The organism is Hyphomicrobiales bacterium, from assembly GCA_017642935.1.
Lineage (GTDB): Bacteria > Pseudomonadota > Alphaproteobacteria > Rhizobiales > MH13 > MH13.
The window spans coordinates 366,057-389,333 of record JAEPOK010000002.1 but is presented as its reverse complement, the minus strand read 5'-3'; the positions used below and the strand labels follow the sequence as shown (position 1 = coordinate 389,333).

Sequence of the window (23,277 nt, the reverse complement as noted above, 5' to 3'; positions counted from 1 at the left end):
TTTGGAGGAATGAAATATCCTTGATAGGACTGATTTCTGCACGTCCATCGCTCGTGAGTGGCAGCTGGCGGGGTTAGATTGCGGGCAAGTTCATTCAAGGAGAACCGTCATGGGCGTGACAGCATTGAAAACCACTGAAGCCGAGGCGCCGGCGCCTGGCCGTGGCCGCATCTACAATTCCATTACCGACACCATTGGCGACACGCCGTTGGTCCGTCTCGACAAGCTCGCCAAAGACAAGGGCGTCACCGCCAACATCCTGGCCAAGCTTGAGTTCTTCAATCCCATTGCCTCGGTCAAGGATCGGATCGGGGTCGCCATGCTCGATAGCCTTGCCGAGCAAGGCAAGCTTAAAGAGGGCACCGTTCTGGTCGAGCCGACGTCTGGCAACACCGGCATCGCGCTTGCCTTCGCTGCCGCTCAGCGTGGTGTGCGGCTGATCCTGGTGATGCCGGAGAGCATGTCCATCGAGCGCCGCAAGATGCTGGCCTTGCTTGGCGCCGAACTGGAACTCACCGAAGCGGCCAAAGGCATGAAGGGCGCCATCGCTCGCGCCGACGAACTGGCTGCCGAAATTCCTGGCACCGTTATCCCACAACAGTTTGAGAACCCGGCCAACCCACAGATTCACCGCGACACGACGGCGGAGGAAATCTGGAACGACACGAAGGGCGAGATCGACATTCTGGTCTCCGGCATCGGTACCGGCGGCACCATTACCGGTGTGTCAGAAGTGTTGAAACCACGCCTACCGAACCTGCATGTGGTGGCTGTAGAACCGGAAGATTCACCGGTCTTGTCCGGCGGCAATCCCGGCCCGCACAAGATCCAGGGCATTGGCGCGGGCTTCGTGCCGGGCGTGCTCAACACCAGCGTTTATGATGAGGTCGTCACCGTCTCCAACGAGGAGGCGCTGGAAACCGCGCGTCATGTTGCCCGCCTGGAAGGCGTGCCGGTCGGCATTTCCTCCGGCGCAGCTTTGGTCGCGGCGATCCGCCAGGGTCAGAAGCCTGAAAATGCTGGCAAGAACATTGTGGTGATCATTCCAAGTTTTGCCGAGCGTTACCTCTCGACGGCGCTGTTTGAAGGCCTAGCTTAACGGCCAGCGATTTTCGCGGCGGACCTGAAACCTCAAGACACCACGACCCGCGCTCCGGAAACGGAGCGCGGGTTTTTTAAGGGTACGTTGACTCTCACGTAACAATATAAAGACATCTTTATATCTGCATTGCATCTATTGAGGCTTGGTGATAAACGCCCCTGCAACCGGTCCGGAATGCGGGCCATGCCCACCTCCCACCTGCAGGATTTTCCATGAACGACTACATCGTCAAAGACATCGCCCTTGCCGACTGGGGCCGCACTGAGCTCGACATTGCCGAAACCGAAATGCCGGGCCTGATGGCCTGCCGCGAGGAATATGCCGATGCGCAGCCGCTCAAAGGCGCCCGCATCGCTGGCTCCTTGCACATGACGATCCAGACGGCGGTTCTGATCGAAACGCTGGTCGCGCTCGGCGCCGAAGTACGCTGGGCCTCCTGCAACATCTTCTCCACCCAGGACCACGCCGCCGCCGCCATCGCGGCTGCCGGTATCCCGGTCTTCGCCACCAAAGGCGAAACGCTGGAAGAATATTGGGACTATGCCGACCGCATCCTCGATTGGGGCAATGGCGAAACAGCCAACATGATCCTCGATGATGGCGGCGACGCCACCATGCTGGTGCTCTTGGGCTCCAAAGCCGAGACCGACCCGTCGGTGCTCGATAATCCTAAGAGCGAGGAAGAGGAGTATCTCTTCGCGCAGATCAAAAAGCGCCTCGCCAAAGAGCCAGGCTTCTATTCCAAGGTCAAAGCGAACATTCAGGGCGTGTCCGAAGAAACCACGACCGGTGTGATGCGCCTCTATCAGTTGCAAGAGCGTGGCGAGCTGCCGTTCCCAGCCATCAACGTCAACGACAGTGTCACCAAGTCGAAGTTCGACAACAAATATGGCTGCCGCGAGAGCCTGGTGGACGCCATCCGCCGCGGCACCGACGTGATGCTCGCCGGCAAGGTCGCCATCGTCTGCGGCTATGGCGATGTCGGCAAAGGCTCCGCCCAGTCTTTGGCTGGCGCTGGTGCTCGTGTTCTGGTCACCGAAGTCGACCCGATCTGTGCCCTGCAGGCCGCCATGGACGGCTTTGAAGTCGTGACCATGGAAGAGGCGGCCCCGCGCGCCGACGTCGTCGTGACGGCGACCGGCAATAAGGATGTACTGACCGTCGATCACATGCGTGATCTCAAAGACATGGCCATCGTCTGCAACATCGGTCACTTCGACAATGAGATTCAGGTCGCCGGCCTGAAAAACTTCAAATGGAAGAACGTCAAGCCGCAGGTCGATCTCATCGAGTTCCCCGACCAAAAACGCATGATCCTGCTGTCCGAAGGCCGTTTGGTGAACCTCGGCAACGCCACCGGTCACCCGAGCTTTGTGATGTCAGCATCGTTTGCCAACCAGACGCTTGCCCAGATCGAGCTTTGGACGCGCGGCGACCAGTACGAAAACAAAGTCTATGTTCTGCCCAAGCACTTGGATGAGAAGGTTGCCATGCTGCACCTTGGCAAGCTGAACGCCGAGCTAACCAAACTCTCGGACGAGCAGGCCGAATATATCGGCGTGAAGCCCGAAGGCCCATTCAAAGGCGACGCCTACCGGTACTAGACCCGCAGTTGTTCCGAGCGTCTAGCGAGGAACAGAGCCAGAGGAATGCCGGTTGTTCCGAGCGTCCAGCGAGGAACAGAGCCAGAGGAATGCCGGTTGTTCCGAGCGTCCAGCGAGGAACGGAGCGCGTCCCAGCCAAAATGCTCGTTAGCCGGCTTAACCTTCGGCAACGCACATGAATCCGCCATCACTTTTGTGGTGGCGGATTTCTATGTTTGCGCTTTGTTCACTCCCCAGAGGAGTCCACCTGCCTATACCTTGTCAGTGATTCGATACCGCGCGGCTCGGATCGCGAGGGCTGAAGTCTGTCCTTTGGGTTGGCAAAGGGCTGGCAAGAGGCTGGCAAGACAGGACAGGCATGGCGGGTCACTACACAAGCACTGCGACTGTGCGCTCGGCAACTCTGTTTGCAACGACGGCTCTGTTCGCTGCCCTGCCAGCCGGGTCACGAGCCCAAACCGCGCCTGATCCCCTCGCAGCCCCCCACACCCATATTCTCGATGGCATGATGAGCGGTCCGATGCTCGCCATGGGCAGCGCAGCTTTGATCGGCCTGTCGCTTTTTACCGGTGTTTTCGCTGTGTCGAGCTATGTTGCGCTGCGCCGCGCCAAGCGTCGGGCGTTGAAAAGCGCGGTAAGTGAGACCCGCTTGCGGGCCGAATTGGATCTCACTCAAAGTCTTCTCGACACGTCCGGCGACGGGCTGATGATGCTGACTGAGTCCGGCGAGCCGACGGTTCTTTATTGCCCGGCTGAACAGGCCGCGATGCCCGACGATCCGCAAGACTTGCCGCATTTCGCGCGCTGGATCGAGGCCGACGATGTCGCTGAACTGAGCCACGCGATTGAGCAGTTGCGCCAGACCGGAAAACGCATCGACCTTGATGTGCGCACCAAGGGCGGTACGCTGATCAACATCCATGGCCGTCCGATTGGCGCCAAGCTTGTGATCCGCCTGCGCGACCTGTCACGTTTGCAGCGCGATTTTGCCGACGCCCTGCACCTTTGCGCCAATTTGGAAGCCGAAAGCGACCATCTGAAACAGCTTCTGAACGCCGTCGACTTCCCGGTTTGGACGGCTGACACTGCCGGATTGGTTTCCTGGTCGAATGATGCTTTCAAACAGCGCGGCGTGAAATCAGCAGCCGATGGAATCGTCTCGGCGCGCAGCGTCGTCGGCAACAAGACGCAGTGGGGCGAGATCGACGCGATCCATGCCGATGGCGGGCGTATCGCCAACAGCCAGCCGGCCGATGCCGGCCAGAGTGGCGATGGTGATCGCTTGGTGCATCTGCGCTCGACCACCAAGGCCGGGACCGTTGTTACCGCCGGCTACGCCGTGCCGGTCAGCGATCAGACCCGTTTCGAGCAAGTTCTGCAGGACGTGCACGCAATCCAAGGACGCATGCTCAACGCGCTCAACACGGCGGTGTGCGTCTTCAACGCCGAACGCCACGTTACCTTTTACAATGCTGCTTTTGCGGAGCTTTTCGGCTTCCAGCGTCGTGTGCTTGACGAGCATCCGCATGAATCGACCGTGCTCACCTACATCAAGTCCACCCGCCAGATGCCTGAAAGTGGCAACCATCGCGGCTGGCGCGAGCAGTTCACCTCTGCCTACACGGCCAGCGAACCGATCACCGATGATTGGGAACTGCATGATGGCCGCTTCCTGCGCGTGATCACCGCGCCGAACGCCGATGGCGGTGCCATTTGGCTGTTTGAAAACGAAACCGAAAAGGTTGAGCTGAAGTCCCGCTTCACTGCTCTTACGCAGGTGCGCGCCGCGACGCTCGATGCCTTGCGCGAAGGGGTGGCGGTGTTCGGCTCCAACGGGCGATTGCAGCTGGTGAACCCGGCCTTTGGCCAGCTTTGGCAGCTGTCGCCTGACGAGGTGAAGATCGGCGCGCACGTTAAAGACATCACCGCGCCGATCCGTGATCTCGCCCGTGATCGCCGGGTGATCGATCAGTTGGTGGGCTTAGTCGGCTCGCTCGGCCAGCGCCGTGAAGGCATCATCAGCCGCATGAGCCTTACCGATGAGCGCGTCATCGATCTCATCGCAACGCCTTTGCCAGGTGGCGCGACCATGCTGACGGCCAACGATGTCACCGCCTCTGTCGGCATTGAGGACACGTTGCGTGAGAGCAATGCCGCGCTGGAAGAAGCCGCGCGGATCAAAACCACCTTCATCAAGCACGTCTCCTACGAGCTGAGATCGCCGCTCACCTCGATCATCGGCTTCGCCCAGCTTCTGGATGACGAAGAAACCGGCCCGCTCAACGAGCGTCAGCGCGATTATCTGAACTTCGTCCTCTCCTCCACCCAGTCGCTGGTGGCGTTGGTCGACTCCATTCTTGACCTTGCCACCGTCGACGCCGGCATCTTGACGCTATCACTCGATACGATTGCACCGCTGAAATTGGTGGAGGATGCCGAACTCGGCCTGAAAGATCGCTTGCTCGACGCCGGCATCACGATCGATCATGTGCTCGACCCGGCCGTGCCCGAACTGGTCGTCGATGAGACGCGCATGCGGCAGGTGCTCTATAATCTCCTATCGAATGCTGTCGCCTCATCCCGTCCTGGCTCAAAAGTGCGGGTCAAAACCCGCCGTGAACAAGGCGCCAACGGTGGGCGCGTCGTGGTGTCCGTGATTGATCAGGGCCGTGGCATGAACACGGCGCAGGCCAAGGCGGCGTTCGAGCCCTTTGAAACCGGCCAGAACACGGTCGGCAATGGAGCCGGGCTCGGCTTGACCCTGTCGCGCGCGCTGGTCGAGCTTCATGGAGGCACGATGCAGCTTTGGTCGCGCGAGGGCCTTGGCACGGTTGTGCGCTGTGTGTTGCCGCTCAACCCTGAAGAGTCCGCGCCGCTTGACCAGGCCGCCGAATAAGCCCGCATGAGCGACCCTTTAAAGCTTGTTGGCGATGCCGCGACCGAGCAGCTGGCCGAGGACATCGCCATGGTCGCGGCGCCCGGCTGGGTGATCCGTCTCGATGGTGATCTGGGCGCCGGCAAAACCACCTTCGCCCGCGCCTTCATTCGCGCACTTGCCAAGGACCCCGCCCTTGAGGTGCCCTCGCCCACCTATACCTTGGTGCAGCGGTACGATGAGGCCGACCCGCCGGTCCTGCATGCCGACCTTTATCGTCTCTCTGACCCGTCTGAGATCGTCGAGCTTGGCCTGGATGACGAGGATGATCCGGCCATCCGCCTGGTCGAATGGCCAGGTCAAGCCGGCGCTGGAACTTTTGCCGATGCCATAACGCTCTATTTCGCGATGGAGGGCGAGCGGGCGCGGGGCCTGCGTTTCAAAGGCCCTGACGCCTTATTGAAGCGGATCGACCGCAGCCTTGCCATCCGGGCATTTCTGGGCACCGCAAACCGGACAGAGGCAACGCGGCAACGCTTGTTGGGCGATGCCTCCACCCGCCGGTATGAGCGCTTGGCGAATGAGCCGCTGATCGTGATGGATGCCGCCCGGCAGCCCGATGGCCCGGCCGTGCAGCCTGACACAGGCGAGGTGAAACAGGCTGCGAAGCCCTACAGCCAACTGGTCCATCTGGCCGAAAGTGTCCACGCTTTTGTGGCGGTCGGATCGGCACTTCGGGACAACGGTTTTGCCGCCCCCTCGATCCATGCTGCTGACCTCGACGCAGGCCTCGTGCTGCTCGACGATCTTGGCGACGCTACGGTTGTTGATGCGGGGGGCAACCCAATCCGTGTTCGCTACCAAGCAGCGGTGGAATTGCTGGCCGCCGTCCATGGATCGTCATGGTCAGAGAGACTGCTGGTTCCTGGCGATGGCGTACACAGGCTTCATCGTTACGATTTGCCGGTTTTTCTTACCGAGATCTCGCTTTGCCCCGATTGGTATGTACCGCATCGCGGTGTTGAAGCCGACGACTTCGACCGGGCTGGCTTTTTCGCTGCTTGGCAGAACCTCTTGGCGCCGCTCGACGAGGAACCGCGCACGCTCACCATCCGCGACTATCACTCGCCGAACATTATTTGGCAGCCGGAGGCATCGGGCAACGATCGCATCGGCCTCATCGATTTTCAGGACGCGCTGCTCGGACCACCGGCCTATGACATCGCCTCGCTGGTTTTCGATGCCCGGGTCACGGTCCCGACTGACCTGCAGGATCAACTCATCGACGTCTATTTGGCCAAGTCCGGTGCTGATGAAGACTGGTTGCGGGCCCGCGTCGCGTTGATGGGTGCCCAGCGTAACTCCAAGATTTTGGGCATCTTCGCCCGCCTTAATGCCCGCGATGGCAAGCCCGGCTATTTGAAGCATTTGCCGCGCGTCGAAGCTTATATGCGCCAATGCCTGAAACACCCTGCGCTGGCGACGCTCAAACCGTTCTACGACCAGCTTCTGCCGGAGGAAGCGTGATGCATCCGGTCATGGTGCTCGCCGCAGGGCTCGGCACCCGCATGCGTCCGATTACGGAGACCTTGCCCAAGCCGCTCGTCAATGTCGGCGGCGCGACCATGCTTGACCGCGTGCTCGACACCTTTGCTGCCGCTGGCGTCACCCAGGCCGTCGTCAACACCCACCATTTGGCCGACCAGATTGAAGCCCATTGCGCGGCGCGAGAAGGCGTTCCGGCCATCACCCTGTCCCCTGAGACCGATCAGCTTCTGGAGACGGGCGGTGGTATCGCCCGCGCCCTGCGGCTGCTCGGACCAACCTTCTTTGCCACCAATGCCGACAGTTTCTGGATCGGCGATGATCAAGCGCTCACCAACATGGCAACCCGGTTCGACCCGGAGCAGATGGACATGCTTCTGCTGTTGGTGCGGCGCGAGCGGAGTGTCGGCCTTGAAGCCCATCCGGGCGATTTCGCCCGGGACGCCTCCGGCCAGCTGATCCGCCGCGGCGCGGAGCCGGTGCCTTACACCTACACCGGCACCGCGATCATGAGCGCTGCGATCTTCACCGATCTGCCGAATGGCCCCTTCTCGCTGAACCTGCTTTTCGACCGCGCCATCGCCTCCGGCCGCCTTTACGGCCACGTGCTGGACGGTCTCTGGCTCACGGTCGGCACACCGGATGCTATCGCGACCGCTGAAACAGCCTTGAAACAGGCTGGACAGCTCTAGGCGCCTCGCGCCAGATGGGCGACATGTCCGCGAGACTCAATCTCTACACCATTGGATCGCACAGGCCCTTTCTGACCCAGCTCGCGCAAGGCTGGCTTGGCGGCGCGCTGAACGTCGGTCCTGTCGATGATCCGCTGGCGCGCATCGACACCACCTTCTACTTGCCAACGCGCCGCGCCGCCCGTGCTTTCGCCGAGGTTCTGACCGACGAACTGGGCGGCACCGCGCTTCTGCCAACCATCCGAACGCTGGCTGACGCCGACGAGGATGAGTTTCTGATCCCGCAGGGCAGCGATCCGGACCAGATCGCAATTGACCGCGAGGCCTTGGAGCCGCCCAACCTTGCCACCATGCCCACGCTCAAACGTCGCCTGATCCTAACCCGCCTCATCGGCACGGCCGGCGAAGCTATGCGCCGCGCGATGACCGACACGAACGTCGCGCAACAACCGATCTTTCCCCAGTCCGTGGCCGAAAGTGCGCACCTGGCCAAAGCGTTGGCCGATCTGATCGATCAGGTCGCGACCGAAGAGAGCGACTGGCAGGCGCTGTTCGATCTGGTGCCCGACGATCACGCCGCCTATTGGCAACTGACGCTCACTCTGCTCACCCTGGTGACACAGAATTGGCCATCCATCCTGGCCGAGGAAGGCATGGTTGATACTGCCACGCGCCGCCGTCTGCTCCTTGATGCGCGCACCGCCCGCATTCTTGCTGGCGACCATGCTGGGCCTGTTATCGCTGCCGGTTCGACCGGTTCGATCCCCGCCACCGCGCGATTGCTCACGGCCATTGCTCGGGCCTCCAATGGCGCGGTCGTGCTGCCAGGTCTCGACCAGACAATGCCTGATGCCGCGTTCGACAGCCTTGGCGAAGAAACGCCTGAAAGCGCCAGCCATCCGCAGCACGGCCTCTACAACTTGCTCGCCACCATACAGGCCACTCGGACCGATGTAACCGAACTGGCGGGCAGATCGCCGGAACGGCAGACGCTGGTCTCGGCCGTTTTCCTGCCCGCCACAAGCACATCCGCCTGGCCAACGCTGCGTCCTGACGCGACAAGCGCTTTTGACCCAATCACCGTCCTTGAAGCGGCAAGCGAAGGCGACGAGAGTCTTGCCATCGCGATGGCGATGAAAGCCTCGCTGGCCGAGCAAGAAACCGTCGCCTTGGTAACGCCTGATCGTAATATCGCCCGCCGGGTGCAGTTGGAACTGGAGCGGTTCGGCCTTTCAAGTGACGATAGCGCCGGCACGCCATTGCGTGAAACTCCACCGGCCCGACTGATGATGTTGGCTGCCGATGCCTGGAAATCCGGCTTTGCAGCAATCCCGCTCCTCGCGCTCCTGAAGCATCCGCTCTGCACTCTTGGACAGAGTCCCGCCTCCACCAGAACCGAAGCTCGTCTTTTGGAGAGGTTGGCGCTGCGCGGATTGGCACTGGCGCCTGGTCTCGATCCGCTGCGCGATGTAATCCGGCAACGCGCCGCTGAACGCGATGACGAAACCATCCGTGTGCCCGCCATCCGAGGTCAGTTGGGACCGGACGACGACGCCCGCGCCCTGGCGCTCATCGACCGTTTGGAAACAGCCTTCGCCGCATTGGCCTTTCTGGACGCGGCCGAAACGCCGTTCGCCGCTTACACCGAAGCCCTCTTTGCCGCTTGCGAAACGCTCACGACCACCGATGATCAGACCGCGCCCAGTCCGCTCTACTCGGGGCCGGCGGGAGAAGCGCTGGCCGCGCTGCGCCTTGGTTTGCGCGACGCCGAAACCGTCGGGCTGTCGACGGCAAGCCATGAGGCGCCCACATTGTTGGAGGCTTTGCTGACGGAAGCCGTGGTGCGTCCGGAACGACCGGCCGATCCGCGCTTGCACATCTGGGGACCGCTGGAAGCGCGCTTGCAGGCCGTCGATCACGCCATTCTTGGCGGCCTCAACGAGAAGGTCTGGCCGAACCTGCCGACCGCCAGCCCCTTCCTATCGCGCGCCATGATGGCCGGCATGGATTTGGCGATCCCCGAGCGCCGTATCGGCCTATCCGCGCACGATGTGGAACAGGCGCTCGGCCAGCCCAAGGTCACGCTCACCCGCGCGCTGAAGGTCGATGGCACGCCGACCGTGCCGTCGCGTTGGCTGCAGCGTCTGCTCGCGTTTCTTCCCGAAGAAACCGGCCAACAAATGCGGGCTCGCGCCGCTCCGCTGCTGGCAGCCGCGAGCGCCTGGGATGCCCCAGCCCGCATGTCACCCCGACCGCGACCCGAACCCAAACCCAAGGTGCCGCCAACCAGATTGTCGATCACCGAGGTAGAAACCCTCATCCGCGACCCCTACACCGTCTATGCGCGCCGTGTGCTGAAGCTGGAGGAGGCACCGGGATTAGGCCTTCCGCCTGGCCCGGCAGAGCGCGGCACGCTGTTCCATGCCCTGTTCGAGGCGCTGGCACCGACCCTCAACGAAACGCCACCAGAGGCTTGGCCTGCCGCCATGCAGGCCGAGGCGGAGCGTCAGTTGCAAGCGCTTGAGCCGTTTCCGGACATCCAAGCGCTCTGGGCCCAGCGCATTGCGCGGGTCCTGCCGCCCTACCTTAAGGCTGAGCGTGACTGGTCGGCCGGCCTAGAAAGGCGCATCCCGGAGCGTTCCGGTGCTCTCGATCTTGAGATCACCGGGCAGGTGTGCCGCCTAACGGGTCGCGCCGACCGGATCGACCTTTACGCCGACGGCACGGCCACCATCTTGGATTTCAAAACCGGCAATCCGCCAAGCCTTGCCCAGGTCAAAACCTTTGCTCCGCAACTGCCTTTGAGCGTCGCGATGCTTGGCGCAGGCGGCTTCAGGGACGTTTCGCCGCACCCGGCGCGCGCTGCCCGCTACGTCCAAACCGGCGGCAACCGCGACCCGTTCAAGGTGACGTCCCTCGACGATGCTGAAGAACTTCGTGAGCTGGCCGCCGAAGCGATGGCCAAGCTGGAAGCCCTATGGGCGACCTTTCTTCTCGGTGCACCGTTTACGCCGCTCCTTCGACCGGAGCGCGCCCGCGACCAGGCCCCCTACCATCAGTTGGCGCGCGTGAAGGAATGGCGCGCCGCCGATGAATCCGCAGGCGACGGTCCATGAGCCTCACTCCGACGGTGCCCGAAGCAACGCGCCTGGCTCAAACCAAGGCGTCCAATCCGCAAGGGTCGGCCTGGGTGAGCGCTAACGCCGGCGCCGGAAAAACCTTTGTGCTGACCCGCCGGGTCTTACGCCTCCTGCTGGACGGGCAGGACCCGGCAAGCCTGCTTTGCCTGACCTTCACCAAGGCCGCCGCCGCGGAAATGGCGAGCCGGGTGTTCAGCGAACTCGCGCGCTGGACCCGTCTGCCCGACCAGGACTTGGGCGACGTCTTGCAAGACCTTCAGGGCCAAGCGACCACGCGCGACTTGCAGCGCGCACGGGGGCTTTTCGCCCGTGCCCTGGAAACGCCTGGCGGCCTGAAAATTCAGACCATCCACGCGTTCTGCGAGTCGCTGCTGCATCAGTTTCCGCTCGAAGCCGGTGTCGCCGCATCCTTCACCGTGCTGGATGATCGCGACGCTGACGCGCTGATGCAGGCCGCCCGGGCCGATGTTATCGCCAAGGCCGCACGAGGCCGCGATCCGGCGTTGACCGAGGCGTTTGAAGGCATGGCCGCGCGCTTTGCCGATAGCACGGTGAGCGACCATCTGGACGCGGTGCTGCGGGCGCGCCACGCGCTGATCCGCGCCTTCGATGCAGCCGGGAAAGAAGGGTTCGAGGCCCGCCTGGCTCACCTCATCGACCTGCATGCGGCCATGCTTGGCCTGGAGAATGGTCGCGTTGAACCGGCGCGTCAGATGCTGGGCGATCCGATCAAATCGTCTGCCAGCCTGACCAAGGCGCGCGTTGAGGCCTTGGTGCAGACGGCCCGTGATGTTGGAACCGCGCGCGATGCCATACGGGCCGAAGCCTTGCTGCGGGCCTGGTCGACCGCCGACGCGCAAGAAGGTCAGGCGCTCTGGCGCGAGGCGTTTCTGACCGGCGACGGCAAGCCGCGCAAAGTCGAGGGCAGCTACTTTGCTGGCAAGGTCCGAGACCAGTTTCCCGATGTCGGGCTTTGGCTGAAGACCGAGCAAGATCGCGTTTTGGCCCTCAAGGCCCATGTCGATTTCGCTGATCTCATGCGCGTGGCGCTTGCCGTGCTTGACCGTTTCGAAGCGCTGAAAACCGCGCGCGGAACGCTGGATTTCGGCGATCTGATCGCCCGCACCGCCGCCCTGCTCACGCGGTCGCAGGCGCAAGCCTGGGTGCGGTTCAAGATCGATCAGCGTATTGACCATGTGCTGGTGGATGAGGCGCAGGATACCTCCGCCCAGCAATGGGCGATCATTCGCGCGTTGACCGATGATTTCTTCGATGGTGAGGGCCGGCGGGAGGATGGTGTGACGCCGACCTTTTTTGCCGTCGGCGACGACAAACAGTCGATCTATTCCTTCCAGGGCGCCGATCCGCGCCAGTTCGATGGCACGCGCCGGGCGTTGGAAACCAAGGCGTTGCAGGGCGGCAGCAGCTTTGAAGGGCGGCTGTCTCTGCTGCTTTCCTTCCGCTCCACCCGTGATGTCTTGTCCGCCGTTGATACGGTGTTTGCGCGCGCCGAGGCGTTGCAGGGCGTGACGCAGGATATCGGCCTCGACCACCAGCATTTTCGCCAGGCCCGAGGCCGGGTCGAGCTTTGGCCGGTGATCAAGGGTAAGAAGGAACCCGAACCAGAGGATTGGACCGCGCCGATCGATGCGCTGCCCGCGCCGCATCTGCAACTGGCCGAAGCCATCGGCGAACGCGTGCGCAGCCTGGTTGATGGCGGGCAGAACCCCGGCGACGTTTTGATCTTGCTGCGCACACGCGGCGCGATGGCCGACGCGATCAACCGCGCGTTGAAACAGCGCGCCATCGCCGTTGCCGGCACCGATCGTTTGCTGCTCACCGAGCACATCGCGGTCGAAGACATGATGGCGCTGATGCAGACGGTGCTGTTGCCCGAAGACGATCTCTCGCTCGCCTGCCTGCTGACCTCGCCGCTTGTCGGTCTGTCCGATGAAAGGCTTGAGGCTTTGTGCGCCAATCGGCAGGGCCTTCTGATCGATGCACTCTATGCACCGACCGATGATCCGGCCATTCGCCAGGCCGCGCTGGATGTTGCCGGGTGGCGGGCCATGGCCGATTTTGCTTCGCCTTTCAGCTTCCTTTCCACTGTGCTTGGCCGCGATGGCGGTCGCAAGAAGATGCTTGCCCGTCTTGGCGAGGATGCTCGCGATCCGTTGGATGAACTGCTACGTCTGGCACGGTCCGAAGAAACCCGGCCGGGTTCCGGTCTCGCCAATCTGGAAGCCTTCCTTGACACGCTGCGGCGGCTGAAACTCGATATCAAACGCGACATGGAAGCGCGCGCCGACAAGGTGCGGATCATGACCGTGCACGGCGCCAAGGGGTTGGAGGCCGGCACGGTCTTTCTGGTCGACACCTGCCGCCTGCCGCGCGCGCCGTCGGGCGTGGTGGAAACGGTGGAAGAGGAAGGGTCCACCAACCAGGCCAAACCGCCGTTGGTTCTGCTGGCCGGTGACACGCGTGCGAGCGCCTATGCGGCCATTCAAGAAACTGGCAAACAGCGCCAGTTGGAGGAGTATCGCCGCCTGCTTTATGTCGCCATGACCCGCGCCCGTGACCAGCTTATTGTCACAGGTCACATGACCAGCGAGACCGATCCGCCAACCGGCTGTTGGTACGATTTGATCGACCAAGCCCTTGGCCCGGAGGCGCGTGAAGTCGGCGATCTGGAGGGCTTGCCCGAGGGCGCGCCTGTGCGCGTCTGGCGGGCCGATCCTTGGCCGGATGGCGGTGAAGAACTCGATCAAACCGGAGGTTCAGGCAGCAAACAGGCGCCCGATACAACTGCGCTGAATCGTCTTTTGGCGGAGCCGACCCCGCCGCCCGTGCCCGTTGCGCCACTGCGACCATCGCAGGCGCGAAAGGATCTGGCCTCATCGGCAACCGACTGGTCGGAGTTAGCCGCCGCCGACCGCCATTTGAGGACCGTTGAAAGCCTTAAGGAGGATGGTCAGGCCGAGGCGCTTCTCTTCGGCACGCTTGTCCACCGCCTGTTGGAAAGCCCGCGCCTGCCGACACAAGATGAGGCCGAGGCGATGGCTCGCGCGCTCGACTCGGCGAACGATCCGCAATTTGTGACAAAGGCCCGCGACCAAGCCGCTGCCGTTCATGCCATGGCCGAGGCGCCCACGCTGTTCGGTCCGACATCACGCGCTGAAGTGCCGCTGCGCGGATCGTTGCGCGACACCAGCGGCGACATGCGCCAAATTACCGGCACGATCGACCGGCTTGTGGTAAACGAAGACGAGGTCTGGGCGGTCGACTTTAAGACCAATGCGACCACACCGCCTTTGTCGCGACTAAATGAAGTTGTTCCGGACTATCTGGCCCAAATCGCGCTCTATTCTGGTCTTTTGTCGCGACTGTTTCCCGCCCGTCTGGTGCGCTGTGGTTTGCTGTGGACAGGGGAGCCGCGCCTTGACTGGATCGCGCCGGAGACCATCAACGCAACCGCGCAACGTCTTGGTATCAATCGCGATCGCTGACCGGCGACTTCAGCAAACCGTGATGGCGCGCGCTGTTGACGCCCAACAGCGGCATTCCTACCTTCGCTCCATGAACCCTATCTGATTCCGCGCCGCCAAACCGGGCGCGGGTCCAACCGGAGTATGTGCCTATGGCCACCGTAACTGTTACCGATGCAACCTTCGAAAGCGAAGTTTTGCAGTCCGATATCCCTGTCATCGTCGACTTTTGGGCCGAATGGTGCGGTCCCTGTAAGATGATCGCACCGCACCTTGATGCCATCTCGCAGGAGATGGACGGCAAGGTGAAAATCGCCAAGGTCGATGTCGACAACAACCAGCAAACCGCCCAGGCGCTGCGCATCATGTCGATGCCGACGCTGGTCGCCTTCAAGGACGGACAGCCCGTTGCGCAAAAGGTCGGTGCTGGTTCCAAAACCGATCTTTCGAACTGGATCGCCAGCGCGGTCTAGCACTCGCAACTGACCGTCGAGACATCCTTTTTCGCCGCGCGGGATCTGTTCCGCGCGGCATTTTCTTGTGCCGCATCAAAGCGGCTCGCCCGCCAAGCGTTGCATGGGTCACAGCAATTCGGTTTGGTGGTTGAATGCGGTAACGGTCCGCTAACGCAATCACCAAGCCGTTGGCGCTATTGGTAAGATTTTAGAAGTCTTTTGGTTCACTGAAGCCAGAAAAACGTGCCGTCACAAGGCACTTTGAGGCTTCAAAAACCATGACCGCTCTTCGCTCGATTCTGAAAACCACGACCGCTTTTACGCAGGCCGCCTGGCTTCGTGGCACAAGCCAGCTGAAAACCTTCCGCTCCGACAATTCTGGTGCCGTGGCGATTATTTTCGGCCTGGTCATGATTCCGGTCATCGGGATCGCTGGCGCCTCGCTGGACTATTCGCGAGCCTCGCAGGATCGAACGCACACGCTTGCCGCCGCAGACAGCGCCGCCCTCGCCGGCGTGCGCGCCTTGCGCGGCAGCGACGCGCAGGTCGAACAAACCATTCGCGATTATCTGGATGCCAACCTGCCGTCTCACCTTGTCGGCATTCCCTTCACCTATGTCGTCAACCCCGAGCGCACCGGCATTCGCGTTGACGTGACCGGTCGCACCGACACAACTCTGCTGGAGGTTGTCGGCATTCAACATGTGGATTGGGCGGTCACCTCCGAGGCGGTCAACAACTCCATCTTCACCGAGATCGCTCTCGTTCTCGACGTCACCGGGTCCATGCGCTCACACATGCCGGCGCTACGCACGGCGGCCAGCGATTTTGTCGACATCATCTTTGACGGACAGGCCACCACCAACGAGGCGCGCATCGCGCTCGTGCCCTATCGCTACACCGTGAACATCGGCAATGGCCCGACACAGCTTGGTTGGATGGATGTGGCAGGCGACGCTCGGTTTCATGGCGTGAACTTCGAAAATCGGCGCATGCGCGATCGTCGCTGTTCACCGCCACCCCCGCCTCCGCGTTCGCCGTCTCCGCCCCCGCCCCCGGGGCCGCCCTCTCCACCTCCGCCGCCCCCGCCTCCGGGGCCGCCACCGCCACCGCCACCTCCTCCACCTCCTCCGCCCCCGCCGGCTGGGGGCTCAGACTGGGGTGCCGTTGATGGCGAGGTGCTTGACTACGCATATGCCTCCACCGACCTGCAAGATGCCGGCGCGGATGCGGTCATGCTCGACATGGTTGTCGATCGCAGCTTCGCATTCATTGATCGTGCCGGCGTGGTCGTTGCCAACGTTGCGGACGAACTGATTGGTGTGCGTGAGGCTGAGGCCAGCGGCAATTTCGGCTATGGGGCTGGTCCATGGGCCTATGGCGACTTGCCCGATAACTCGTATCCGGTCGCCGATGAGGCCGATGGATGCGCACATCGTGGCCCGGCGGAAGTGAACCATTTTCATCTGTTCGACGCCATGGAAGAGCCTTGGGCGGGTTGCGTTGAAGCTCGACCGGAGCCCTTTGACACAGCTGATACGCCACCAGGTGGCAACCCAGACTCCCGCTGGGTACCCTACCTGTGGCCAGACGAACGTGATGGCGTGAACGGTTCCAACCCAGGGGCGCATTCACGCAACGACTATCTTCGTACCAACAATTTGCGGCCCGGTTGGTTACGTAGCTGGGGCCATTGGGATCGTCAGTTCTTCGTGTGGAAATACAATGAGGACGATACGGGCAATGCCCCGGATTCCGACTACACAAGCTTTATCGAGCAGGGCCCCAATGCCGCTTGTCCGGAGCCGATTGTGCCCCTGACTGGCTCGCGTAATGAACTGGACACGGCCATCGACAATCTGCGCTCGGTGGGCGCCTCAGGCACCAACTCTGCCTTTGGCATGGTTTGGGGTTGGCGGGTTCTCTCGCCAGGCGCACCCTTCACCCAGGGGCTACCCTATGACCCTGATAACACGCGTAAAATCATCATCTTGATGACCGATGGCATCAACGATGTGACCGAGCAACGCAACGGCTATAACAGGGCAGACTATGGCGCTTATGGCTATCTGCGCCGTGGCAGGCTCGGCAACAATCGCAACCAGGCGCAGGCTCGTCTTGACCGGAAACTGCGCGAAGTCTGCAACGAAGTGCAACGCACCGGTCGCGAGATCATGGTCTACACCGTGATGTTCGACCCGCAGGGCGGATTGCCGCCGAGCTTGCGCAATCTCTACCGGGACTGCGCGACCGAGGCCGACATGTTCTTCCAGGCTTCGGACTCAGCTGACCTGGTCTCGGCGTTCAACGATATCGCGGCGGACATTCGCAGGCTCCGCCTGACGCAGTAGAGCGCGATCATCATGCCTAACAATGCCCGCTGTGCTTCAGGTTCAGCGGGCTTTTGTCGTGAAGGTCAAAGGCTCTGGGGCGCTTTCATCTTGCGTTTTGAGGCGTGCTTCAGCGCGACTTTTTCGCCATCGAGCGTCTTGCCGTGCATGTAGGTGCGCTGCCAGCCTTGTTTCACCATTTCCGGATCGCCTTTTGCAAGGCCTTCATTGAACCGGGTCCGGGCCTCCGACCAGCCTTGATAGTCGGCATTCAACGGTTGGTTCATCGCCAAAGGCACGATGTTCGGCTGAATGTCTTCCAGGCTGTGATGCGGCGTCGGTGTGACAAAACAAAAAGCCTCACCACGTTTAAATTCCACCATGCCTGGCCGCGTGAAAACCCAGTTCATGGTGAAAGGAAAGGGCAGCCAATCGGTTTCGATCAACCCGTCCAAGGGCGTGATCCCGTCCTTGATGCTGTTGGGCGCGCCACGCGCCCAAAGTCCCCAGCCGGGCGAGGTCCGCATGATGTAGCCGGTGTGAAAGGTGAGAATGCCTGACCCGAAATGGGAGCCGGCCACTTGCTCCACATGGTCTGCATCTTGCGGGTGCACCGCCTCGACCTTGAGATCGGCGATTTGATCACCGCCTGTCCAATAGGCGCGCAGATCAACGTCCAACACCATCTCCCAGCCGGTGGCATTGGCGATGGAAAGCGGCAGGCACCGATAGGCGAAGCGGTCGGGCGTTGCATCCATCCAGGGGCGCTGGCTGCGCGCTGGCCGAATCTCTGGGGCGCGCTCGTGGATTTGGTACAGCGTCAGACCGCAAGTCGACGTTTTGGCGTCCGGTTCTTGGGGAACGTCCACGGCCTTTGCGCCGCGATGGGCGGGGCATCCTTGAAGGCCTGAAGTTGGCGTGATTTCGCGCGATGAGGGCGGCGCATCTTGTCTTCTGGCGCGGGCGTTTTGGGCCTTTTGAGCCATGGCAACCTCGTTAATCTGGCTGGTGCTCACCATCCCATGTTGCCGGTTAACGAAGTGGTAAGCATCATGCCGGTCGCCGAACCAGCGATCGCGCTACATGGCCAAAAGAAAGAACAAGGGCACCGGGGCCACTGCAACCAGGAGCGTCAAAAAGAACCGATGAAAGCGGAACAGCCCGCTCATGCCCGCCGCCAACGCAAGCCCACCACCGCCGCCGACCAATGAATTGCCGGGAATGTTCAAAAGCACGATCATCGCCAGATACCGATGGCGCAGCAGCATCGGCACCCAGCGCGGCGGCGCATTGGCCATCAAATAGTCGATCCGCATGTGGCGTTCGCGCGCCGCCAGCTCTTCGGCTAGCTGCGTTGCCCGGCTGAACCCAAGATACCGGAAGAACCTCACGATCCACTCAGCAGGAACCAGCGCGCCAATCAAATAGGACAAGGTTAGCGCGCTGATCATCGCCGCATAGACAAGCAGCGCGACCTCGCTGCCAAAGATGACCATCAATCCGAAGCCGATCTCAGCGCCTGGAATGAAGGGCATGGCGGACGTGATGACAAAAACGATGAGTGCGACGGCAACGATCTGAAACATCATCGCCGGATCCATGGCTTGGATTTGTGTGCCTTCAAGGCGGTCCCACTGCATGCTGATCCACCATCCGAGGGCGATCAGACTGGCGTAAAGCGCCAGCACGAAAAGACGGCGGCGAGGACGTGGGTCTAGCGACACGACAGGACGCCTGGAACAGAGTGGACGGCAGGGGTTAGACAGTGCGGCATGCAGAATCGCGGATTGCGGGCGAACAAACACGGAACGCAGCGCAGAGCGAGCCGTTTTGCTGGCCCTTTACGGGAAAGCATCCTAGGCCCTAGCACGCCAAGTCGCGAGCGCCCATGCGGTGACAATCCTTCACATCTGCGCGCGCCTTCCGCGCTTTGATATTGGTGTTGACGTTAGGGCATAAGGGCTGAGGTTGCGATCAAGATCCCCCTCAATCGTTTCCCAGGAGGAGTGGCCCAGCCCACAGTTCCTTTGCGGTCTGACCAGTTGAATGGCCAGAAGCAATCAGCTACACACGCAGCGCTCGCACCCGTAGCTCAGCTGGATAGAGCGCTGCCCTCCGAAGGCGGATGTCAAGTCTGGCGATGGCGAGAGGTGCTGGAAGAAAGAAGTGACTAAACAACGGCTTGAGCGGATATCGGGTTCGCTCTTCAACGAGCCGAAAATCTCGCGTAAGCATGGCGTAAGCATCTCGCGAACGGTATGCACCCGTAGCTCAGCTGGATAGAGCGCTGCCCTCCGAAGGCAGAGGCCAGAGGTTCGAATCCTCTCGGGTGCGCCAATTTTTTTAACAAAATCAAATATATAGCATTTTTCACTTGTTGAGCCTTATTGCTTACGCGGTGCTTACGCGGGAATTCTGCGTAAGCAAATGATGCTTTCATGCGTATTCCTACATGCGAATATCTTTTGCGTAGATTGGGCTTCAGCGGAAACGAAATGAGCATCTTAAGCGGTTTCGCCGGGACCAATTGTGAAGTCCGCAGGATCATTGGTTTTTCTTTGACACATCATTAACTTACACGTTGTCCTATAATGAAAACCGATATTGTTCCGAGGTGCGATTTGGGTTTGACTGCAGATGGTGTTCTGAATTTCTGGGCGGAAGCTGGCCCTCGTCGATGGTGGAAAAAGGACCCTGCCTTCGATGCCGAGATCTCGGAGCGATTTGGCGAACTGCATAAACAGGCCACCGCTGGGAAGTTCGATCATTGGGAAACGGAGCACCCCGACGCCGCACTCGCCCTTGTCATCGTGCTCGATCAGTTCTCGCGGCATATCCACCGTGGTTCGCCAGAGGCGTATGCCTGCGACGCCAAGGCAGTAGTGATCGTCCATCGCGTCATCGCGCGCGGCGATGATCGGCGTATGCGGAGCGACGTGAGCGAGTTTATCATCATGCCGTTGATGCACTCCGAGAATCTCGGCGATCAGAACCTATCCGTCGCCGAAACCGAGAGAACGCAGGGTGTTGAGGATCTGAAATCCGCCATAGGGCACCGAGACATTATTTTGCGGTTCGGACGCTTTCCGCATCGCAATGCGATTTTGGGTCGTGAAAGCACGCCGGAGGAGCTCGAATTCCTGAAGGAAGGAGTTTTTTCCGGTTAGAACTGCCTGATCAAGCACTCGTCAAGGCGCGGCGGTGTTTCTTGCACACGTCGATAAACGCACGGAGTTTCGGCAGCACCTGATGCCGATGCGGATAGTAGAGAAAGAAGCCTTCCGACGTCTGAACATAGGCTTCGAGCACAGGCACAAGTCGACCGGCCTGCACGTCCTCTTCGAAGGTGGATGCCAGGTCATAGGCGAGACCAAGACCTTGCCGGGCCACGGCAGGCTTTGTCGCGAAGTCGTTGACAATTACCGGCCCTCGCACGGCAAACGGCGTCAGTCGTCCATTATGAAGCAGTTCCCACCGATAGATGCTGGGCGAGGATGTGTAACGATAGCCGATACAGGCGTGATGGGCGAGATCTTCGGGATTTTCCGGCGCGCCATGTTCCGCAAGATAGTCGGGCGATGCCACGATCTGCCACGGGAGCGGGCCAGTCAGATTGAGGCCGACCATGTCTGCCTCGATCTGATCGCCCAACCTGATGCCTGCGTCGAACCCATCCTGGACGATGTCCGCCAGCCCGTCCTGCGCGACGATTTCAAGCGTCACATTGGGAGCCTCTCGGGCGAACTCGGCTAGGATCGGTTCGATCACTAGAGGTACGCTGATCCGAGGGACGGTGATCCTCAACGTGCCCGATGGCCCCGAACCGAGATCAGCGGCGTCCGAAAGGCTCGCGTCGAGTTCCGTGAGCAAAGGTCGTGCGCGCTCGTAAAGTTGACGCCCTGCCTCGGTCAGGCCGACGCTACGAGTAGTGCGTGTAAAGAGCGTGACGCCCAGTCGGTCTTCAAGCCGCCGCACCGCCAAGCTGATGGCCGACCGTGACAAGTCCAATTGCGCTCCCGCCGAAGCAAAGCTGCCTCGGTCTGCCACCGCCATGAAGACAGTCAATCCATCAAGCCTGTCGAGTTCCATCATCTCTCTATTGTAAAGCAAGACTCGACAAGCTGTCGAGTGTGTCGCGTCTACTCAAACTCCGGACCAAACCCAAATGTGTTCCCAAGGAGTTTGAAAATCGCAATGCATGACATCCAACGAGATATATGGCTTCCGGGGCTTGCGACGATCGTTAATGTCGTGCCGTTCGCCATGCTGACGCCTCTCGTCGTCGTCCGCTTGAGCGAAAGCGGTGCAATTGCGACGATGGTCGCGGCCTATGGAATGGCGCCGTTTATCGCGATCCTCGCAATCTCGCCTATCACGCCCCGACTCCTCTCAAAATTTGGGCTTCGAGGCGCGCACCTTCTTGGACTCTCGTTTGCCGGGATCGGACTGTTGGCCACCGCCGGCCTTCTGGCGGTCGGTTCTGAAGGCCTAATCGTCTACCTCATCCTGGCTTTTCTTCTCGGCGGCGCATCGGCGCTCACGTGGACTTCGACCGAAGCGCTGATTGCGTCGCGCACGCCGGATGATCGGCTGGGGACTGTAACGGCGCTCTATCAGACGGGACTTGGCCTCGCTTTCGCCGCCGGTCCCTTTTTGCCGGTCGTGCTGTCGTCAGACTCGGAGCCGGTCATAGTCATGACCGTCGCCTTGGTGGCGGCGGCGCTCGTGATCAGGCTTCTCGCGCCAAACGAGGAACATCGGGCCTCGGCGTCGCCTGATGCGGTCAAATTCGATTTGAGGGCGTTCGGCCTTTACGGCGCAATACTTGCCGCGGCGTTTGTCGGCGGTGTGTTCGAGGTCGGCCTCAACAGCGTCTTTCCATACATTGCGATTCAGACAGGACTTCCATCCGCAGCTGCCATCGCATTGGTTGGCACTGTTGCGATCGGAGCCCTTGCAGCACAGCTGCCATTGGGCTGGATGGCGGATCGCGGCCACTTCAAGTCGGCGACCATCCTCTGCCTCCTGTCCATCATTCTCGGTGTGGGGGCCTTGGGCGCCGCCACCTATGCCCCGATCCTGATGTGGAGCGCTGCCGTCCTCATCGGTGCGGGAGGGGGTGCGCTTTACACGCTCGCCATGATCCAGGTTGCAGGGTCACGTGAGCGCCTGCCCGTCGCGACACTCACCTCAATCGCTGTGGCTGCCTACACACTCGGCGCTGCATTGGGTCCGTTCGCCGCTGGCCTGATCATCGACACTGCGGGAACGCTTGCACTCTGCGCTGCGCTCATCGTGCTGCCCGTTCTCGTGCTCACCATGAGCCTCTTATCCACCCACCAAACTGAAAAGGATCTTTGACATGCCAACCTATCTTATCATCGGAGCCAGCCGCGGTATCGGCGGCGGCACGGCCGCCCACCTCGCGGAGACAGGTGCGGAAGTGCTTTCTGTCTCGCGCTCCCCTTCAAGCGTCGGGACGTGGATCGAGGCAGATGTTGGTTCGGTCAAAGGGATCGAAACCGTCAAGGCCGCGGTCGGAAACAGGCCGCTCGATGGTCTTCTGTTCCTCGGAGGCGTCTGGGAAAAGGGCGCGTTCACTGACGAATACAGCTTCCTCGACAGCCCTGTGGAAGAGACCCTGAACATGATCGCTGTCAACCTGACTGCGCCGATTCTGCTGGCCCAGGGCCTCGCGAAGAATCTCAGCGAGACTCCGAATCCACGGATCATCCTGATGGGGTCGATGTCGGGGGTTCAAAACACCGCCTCTCCGGAAGTCGCAAATACCGCCGCAAAATTTGGGCTCCAAGGCGCCGGCGAAGCGCTCAACCTTTCGCTCCGAAAACTCGGGATCGCGACGACGCTGATTAACCCTGACTACGTTGCGACGCCAGAAGTCGTCGAGGAAATCGCAGCGGGCGACATGGGCGATCAGGCGCCGATCCCAATGGGGGATATGACCCGCACGATCGACTACGTCCTGAACTTAAGCGGTGACAGCGTGCCGCTGGTGATCAACCTGCGCCAAGCAAAGCCAGGAGAGTAA

General features: G+C 61.3%; 15 protein-coding genes and 1 tRNA gene. 13 read left to right on the top strand and 3 right to left on the bottom strand.

What is annotated here, in order from left to right; genetic code table 11:
• The first annotated feature begins 109 nt into the window (after positions 1-109).
• The 9 genes from cysK (at position 110) to JJ917_11135 (ending at position 17,249) form a co-directional block, all read left to right on the top strand.
• On the top strand, positions 110-1,099 hold the full coding sequence (cysK, locus tag JJ917_11175) for a cysteine synthase A (protein MBO6699382.1): 990 nt from the start codon (positions 110-112) through the stop codon (positions 1,097-1,099).
• Positions 1,100-1,314: 215 nt separating this feature from the next.
• On the top strand, positions 1,315-2,706 hold the full coding sequence (locus JJ917_11170; protein MBO6699381.1) for an adenosylhomocysteinase: 1,392 nt from the start codon (positions 1,315-1,317) through the stop codon (positions 2,704-2,706).
• A gap of 358 nt (positions 2,707-3,064) precedes the next feature.
• On the top strand, positions 3,065-5,602 hold the full coding sequence (locus tag JJ917_11165; protein ID MBO6699380.1) for a PAS-domain containing protein: 2,538 nt from the start codon (positions 3,065-3,067) through the stop codon (positions 5,600-5,602).
• Between the two features lie 6 nt (positions 5,603-5,608).
• Entirely contained in the window at positions 5,609-7,108 is a 1,500-nt protein-coding gene (tsaE, locus tag JJ917_11160) for a tRNA (adenosine(37)-N6)-threonylcarbamoyltransferase complex ATPase subunit type 1 TsaE (GenBank protein MBO6699379.1), read from the top strand.
• On the top strand, positions 7,108-7,818 hold the full coding sequence (locus tag JJ917_11155) for a nucleotidyltransferase family protein (GenBank protein ID MBO6699378.1): 711 nt from the start codon (positions 7,108-7,110) through the stop codon (positions 7,816-7,818). The genes tsaE and JJ917_11155 overlap by 1 nt, the downstream gene beginning before the upstream one ends.
• Positions 7,819-7,832: 14 nt before the next feature.
• A complete protein-coding gene (gene addB / locus JJ917_11150; GenBank protein MBO6699377.1) occupies positions 7,833-10,934 on the top strand; it encodes a double-strand break repair protein AddB in 3,102 nt (1,033 codons plus the stop codon).
• Positions 10,931-14,464 carry a double-strand break repair helicase AddA gene (gene addA, locus JJ917_11145; protein ID MBO6699376.1) on the top strand — a complete coding sequence of 1,178 codons (3,534 nt, stop codon included), beginning with the start codon at positions 10,931-10,933 and terminating at the stop codon, positions 14,462-14,464. The genes addB and addA overlap by 4 nt, the downstream gene beginning before the upstream one ends.
• A gap of 131 nt (positions 14,465-14,595) precedes the next feature.
• On the top strand, positions 14,596-14,916 hold the full coding sequence (gene trxA, locus JJ917_11140; protein ID MBO6699375.1) for a thioredoxin: 321 nt from the start codon (positions 14,596-14,598) through the stop codon (positions 14,914-14,916).
• 260 nt (positions 14,917-15,176) lie between these two features.
• Positions 15,177-17,249, top strand: a complete 2,073-nt coding sequence (locus tag JJ917_11135) for a hypothetical protein (GenBank protein ID MBO6699374.1) — start codon at positions 15,177-15,179, stop codon at positions 17,247-17,249.
• A 65-nt stretch (positions 17,250-17,314) separates the two neighbouring features.
• Here JJ917_11135 and JJ917_11130 read toward each other — a convergent pair whose 3' ends face one another.
• Complete coding sequence (locus tag JJ917_11130) at positions 17,315-18,097, bottom strand: hypothetical protein (GenBank protein MBO6699373.1); 783 nt, start codon at positions 18,095-18,097, stop codon at positions 17,315-17,317.
• Between the two features lie 210 nt (positions 18,098-18,307).
• On the bottom strand, positions 18,308-18,952 hold the full coding sequence (locus JJ917_11125; protein MBO6699372.1) for a hypothetical protein: 645 nt from the start codon (positions 18,950-18,952) through the stop codon (positions 18,308-18,310).
• A 536-nt stretch (positions 18,953-19,488) separates the two neighbouring features.
• On the opposite strand from JJ917_11125, the gene JJ917_11120 reads away from it, so the two are divergent.
• Both JJ917_11120 and JJ917_11115 read left to right on the top strand, forming a co-directional pair.
• A tRNA-Arg gene (locus tag JJ917_11120) sits at positions 19,489-19,565 on the top strand.
• A 254-nt stretch (positions 19,566-19,819) separates the two neighbouring features.
• Positions 19,820-20,395, top strand: a complete 576-nt coding sequence (locus JJ917_11115; protein ID MBO6699371.1) for a DUF924 domain-containing protein — start codon at positions 19,820-19,822, stop codon at positions 20,393-20,395.
• A 10-nt stretch (positions 20,396-20,405) separates the two neighbouring features.
• Here JJ917_11115 and JJ917_11110 read toward each other — a convergent pair whose 3' ends face one another.
• Positions 20,406-21,317 carry a LysR family transcriptional regulator gene (locus JJ917_11110; GenBank protein ID MBO6699370.1) on the bottom strand — a complete coding sequence of 304 codons (912 nt, stop codon included), beginning with the start codon at positions 21,315-21,317 and terminating at the stop codon, positions 20,406-20,408.
• A gap of 105 nt (positions 21,318-21,422) precedes the next feature.
• Between JJ917_11110 and JJ917_11105 the strand changes: the two genes are divergently transcribed.
• The gene (locus JJ917_11105) at positions 21,423-22,589 is read left to right on the top strand and encodes an MFS transporter (protein MBO6699369.1); all 1,167 of its coding nucleotides are present in this window, start codon (positions 21,423-21,425) and stop codon (positions 22,587-22,589) included.
• 1 nt (position 22,590) lies between these two features.
• Positions 22,591-23,277 carry an SDR family oxidoreductase gene (locus JJ917_11100; GenBank protein MBO6699368.1) on the top strand — a complete coding sequence of 229 codons (687 nt, stop codon included), beginning with the start codon at positions 22,591-22,593 and terminating at the stop codon, positions 23,275-23,277.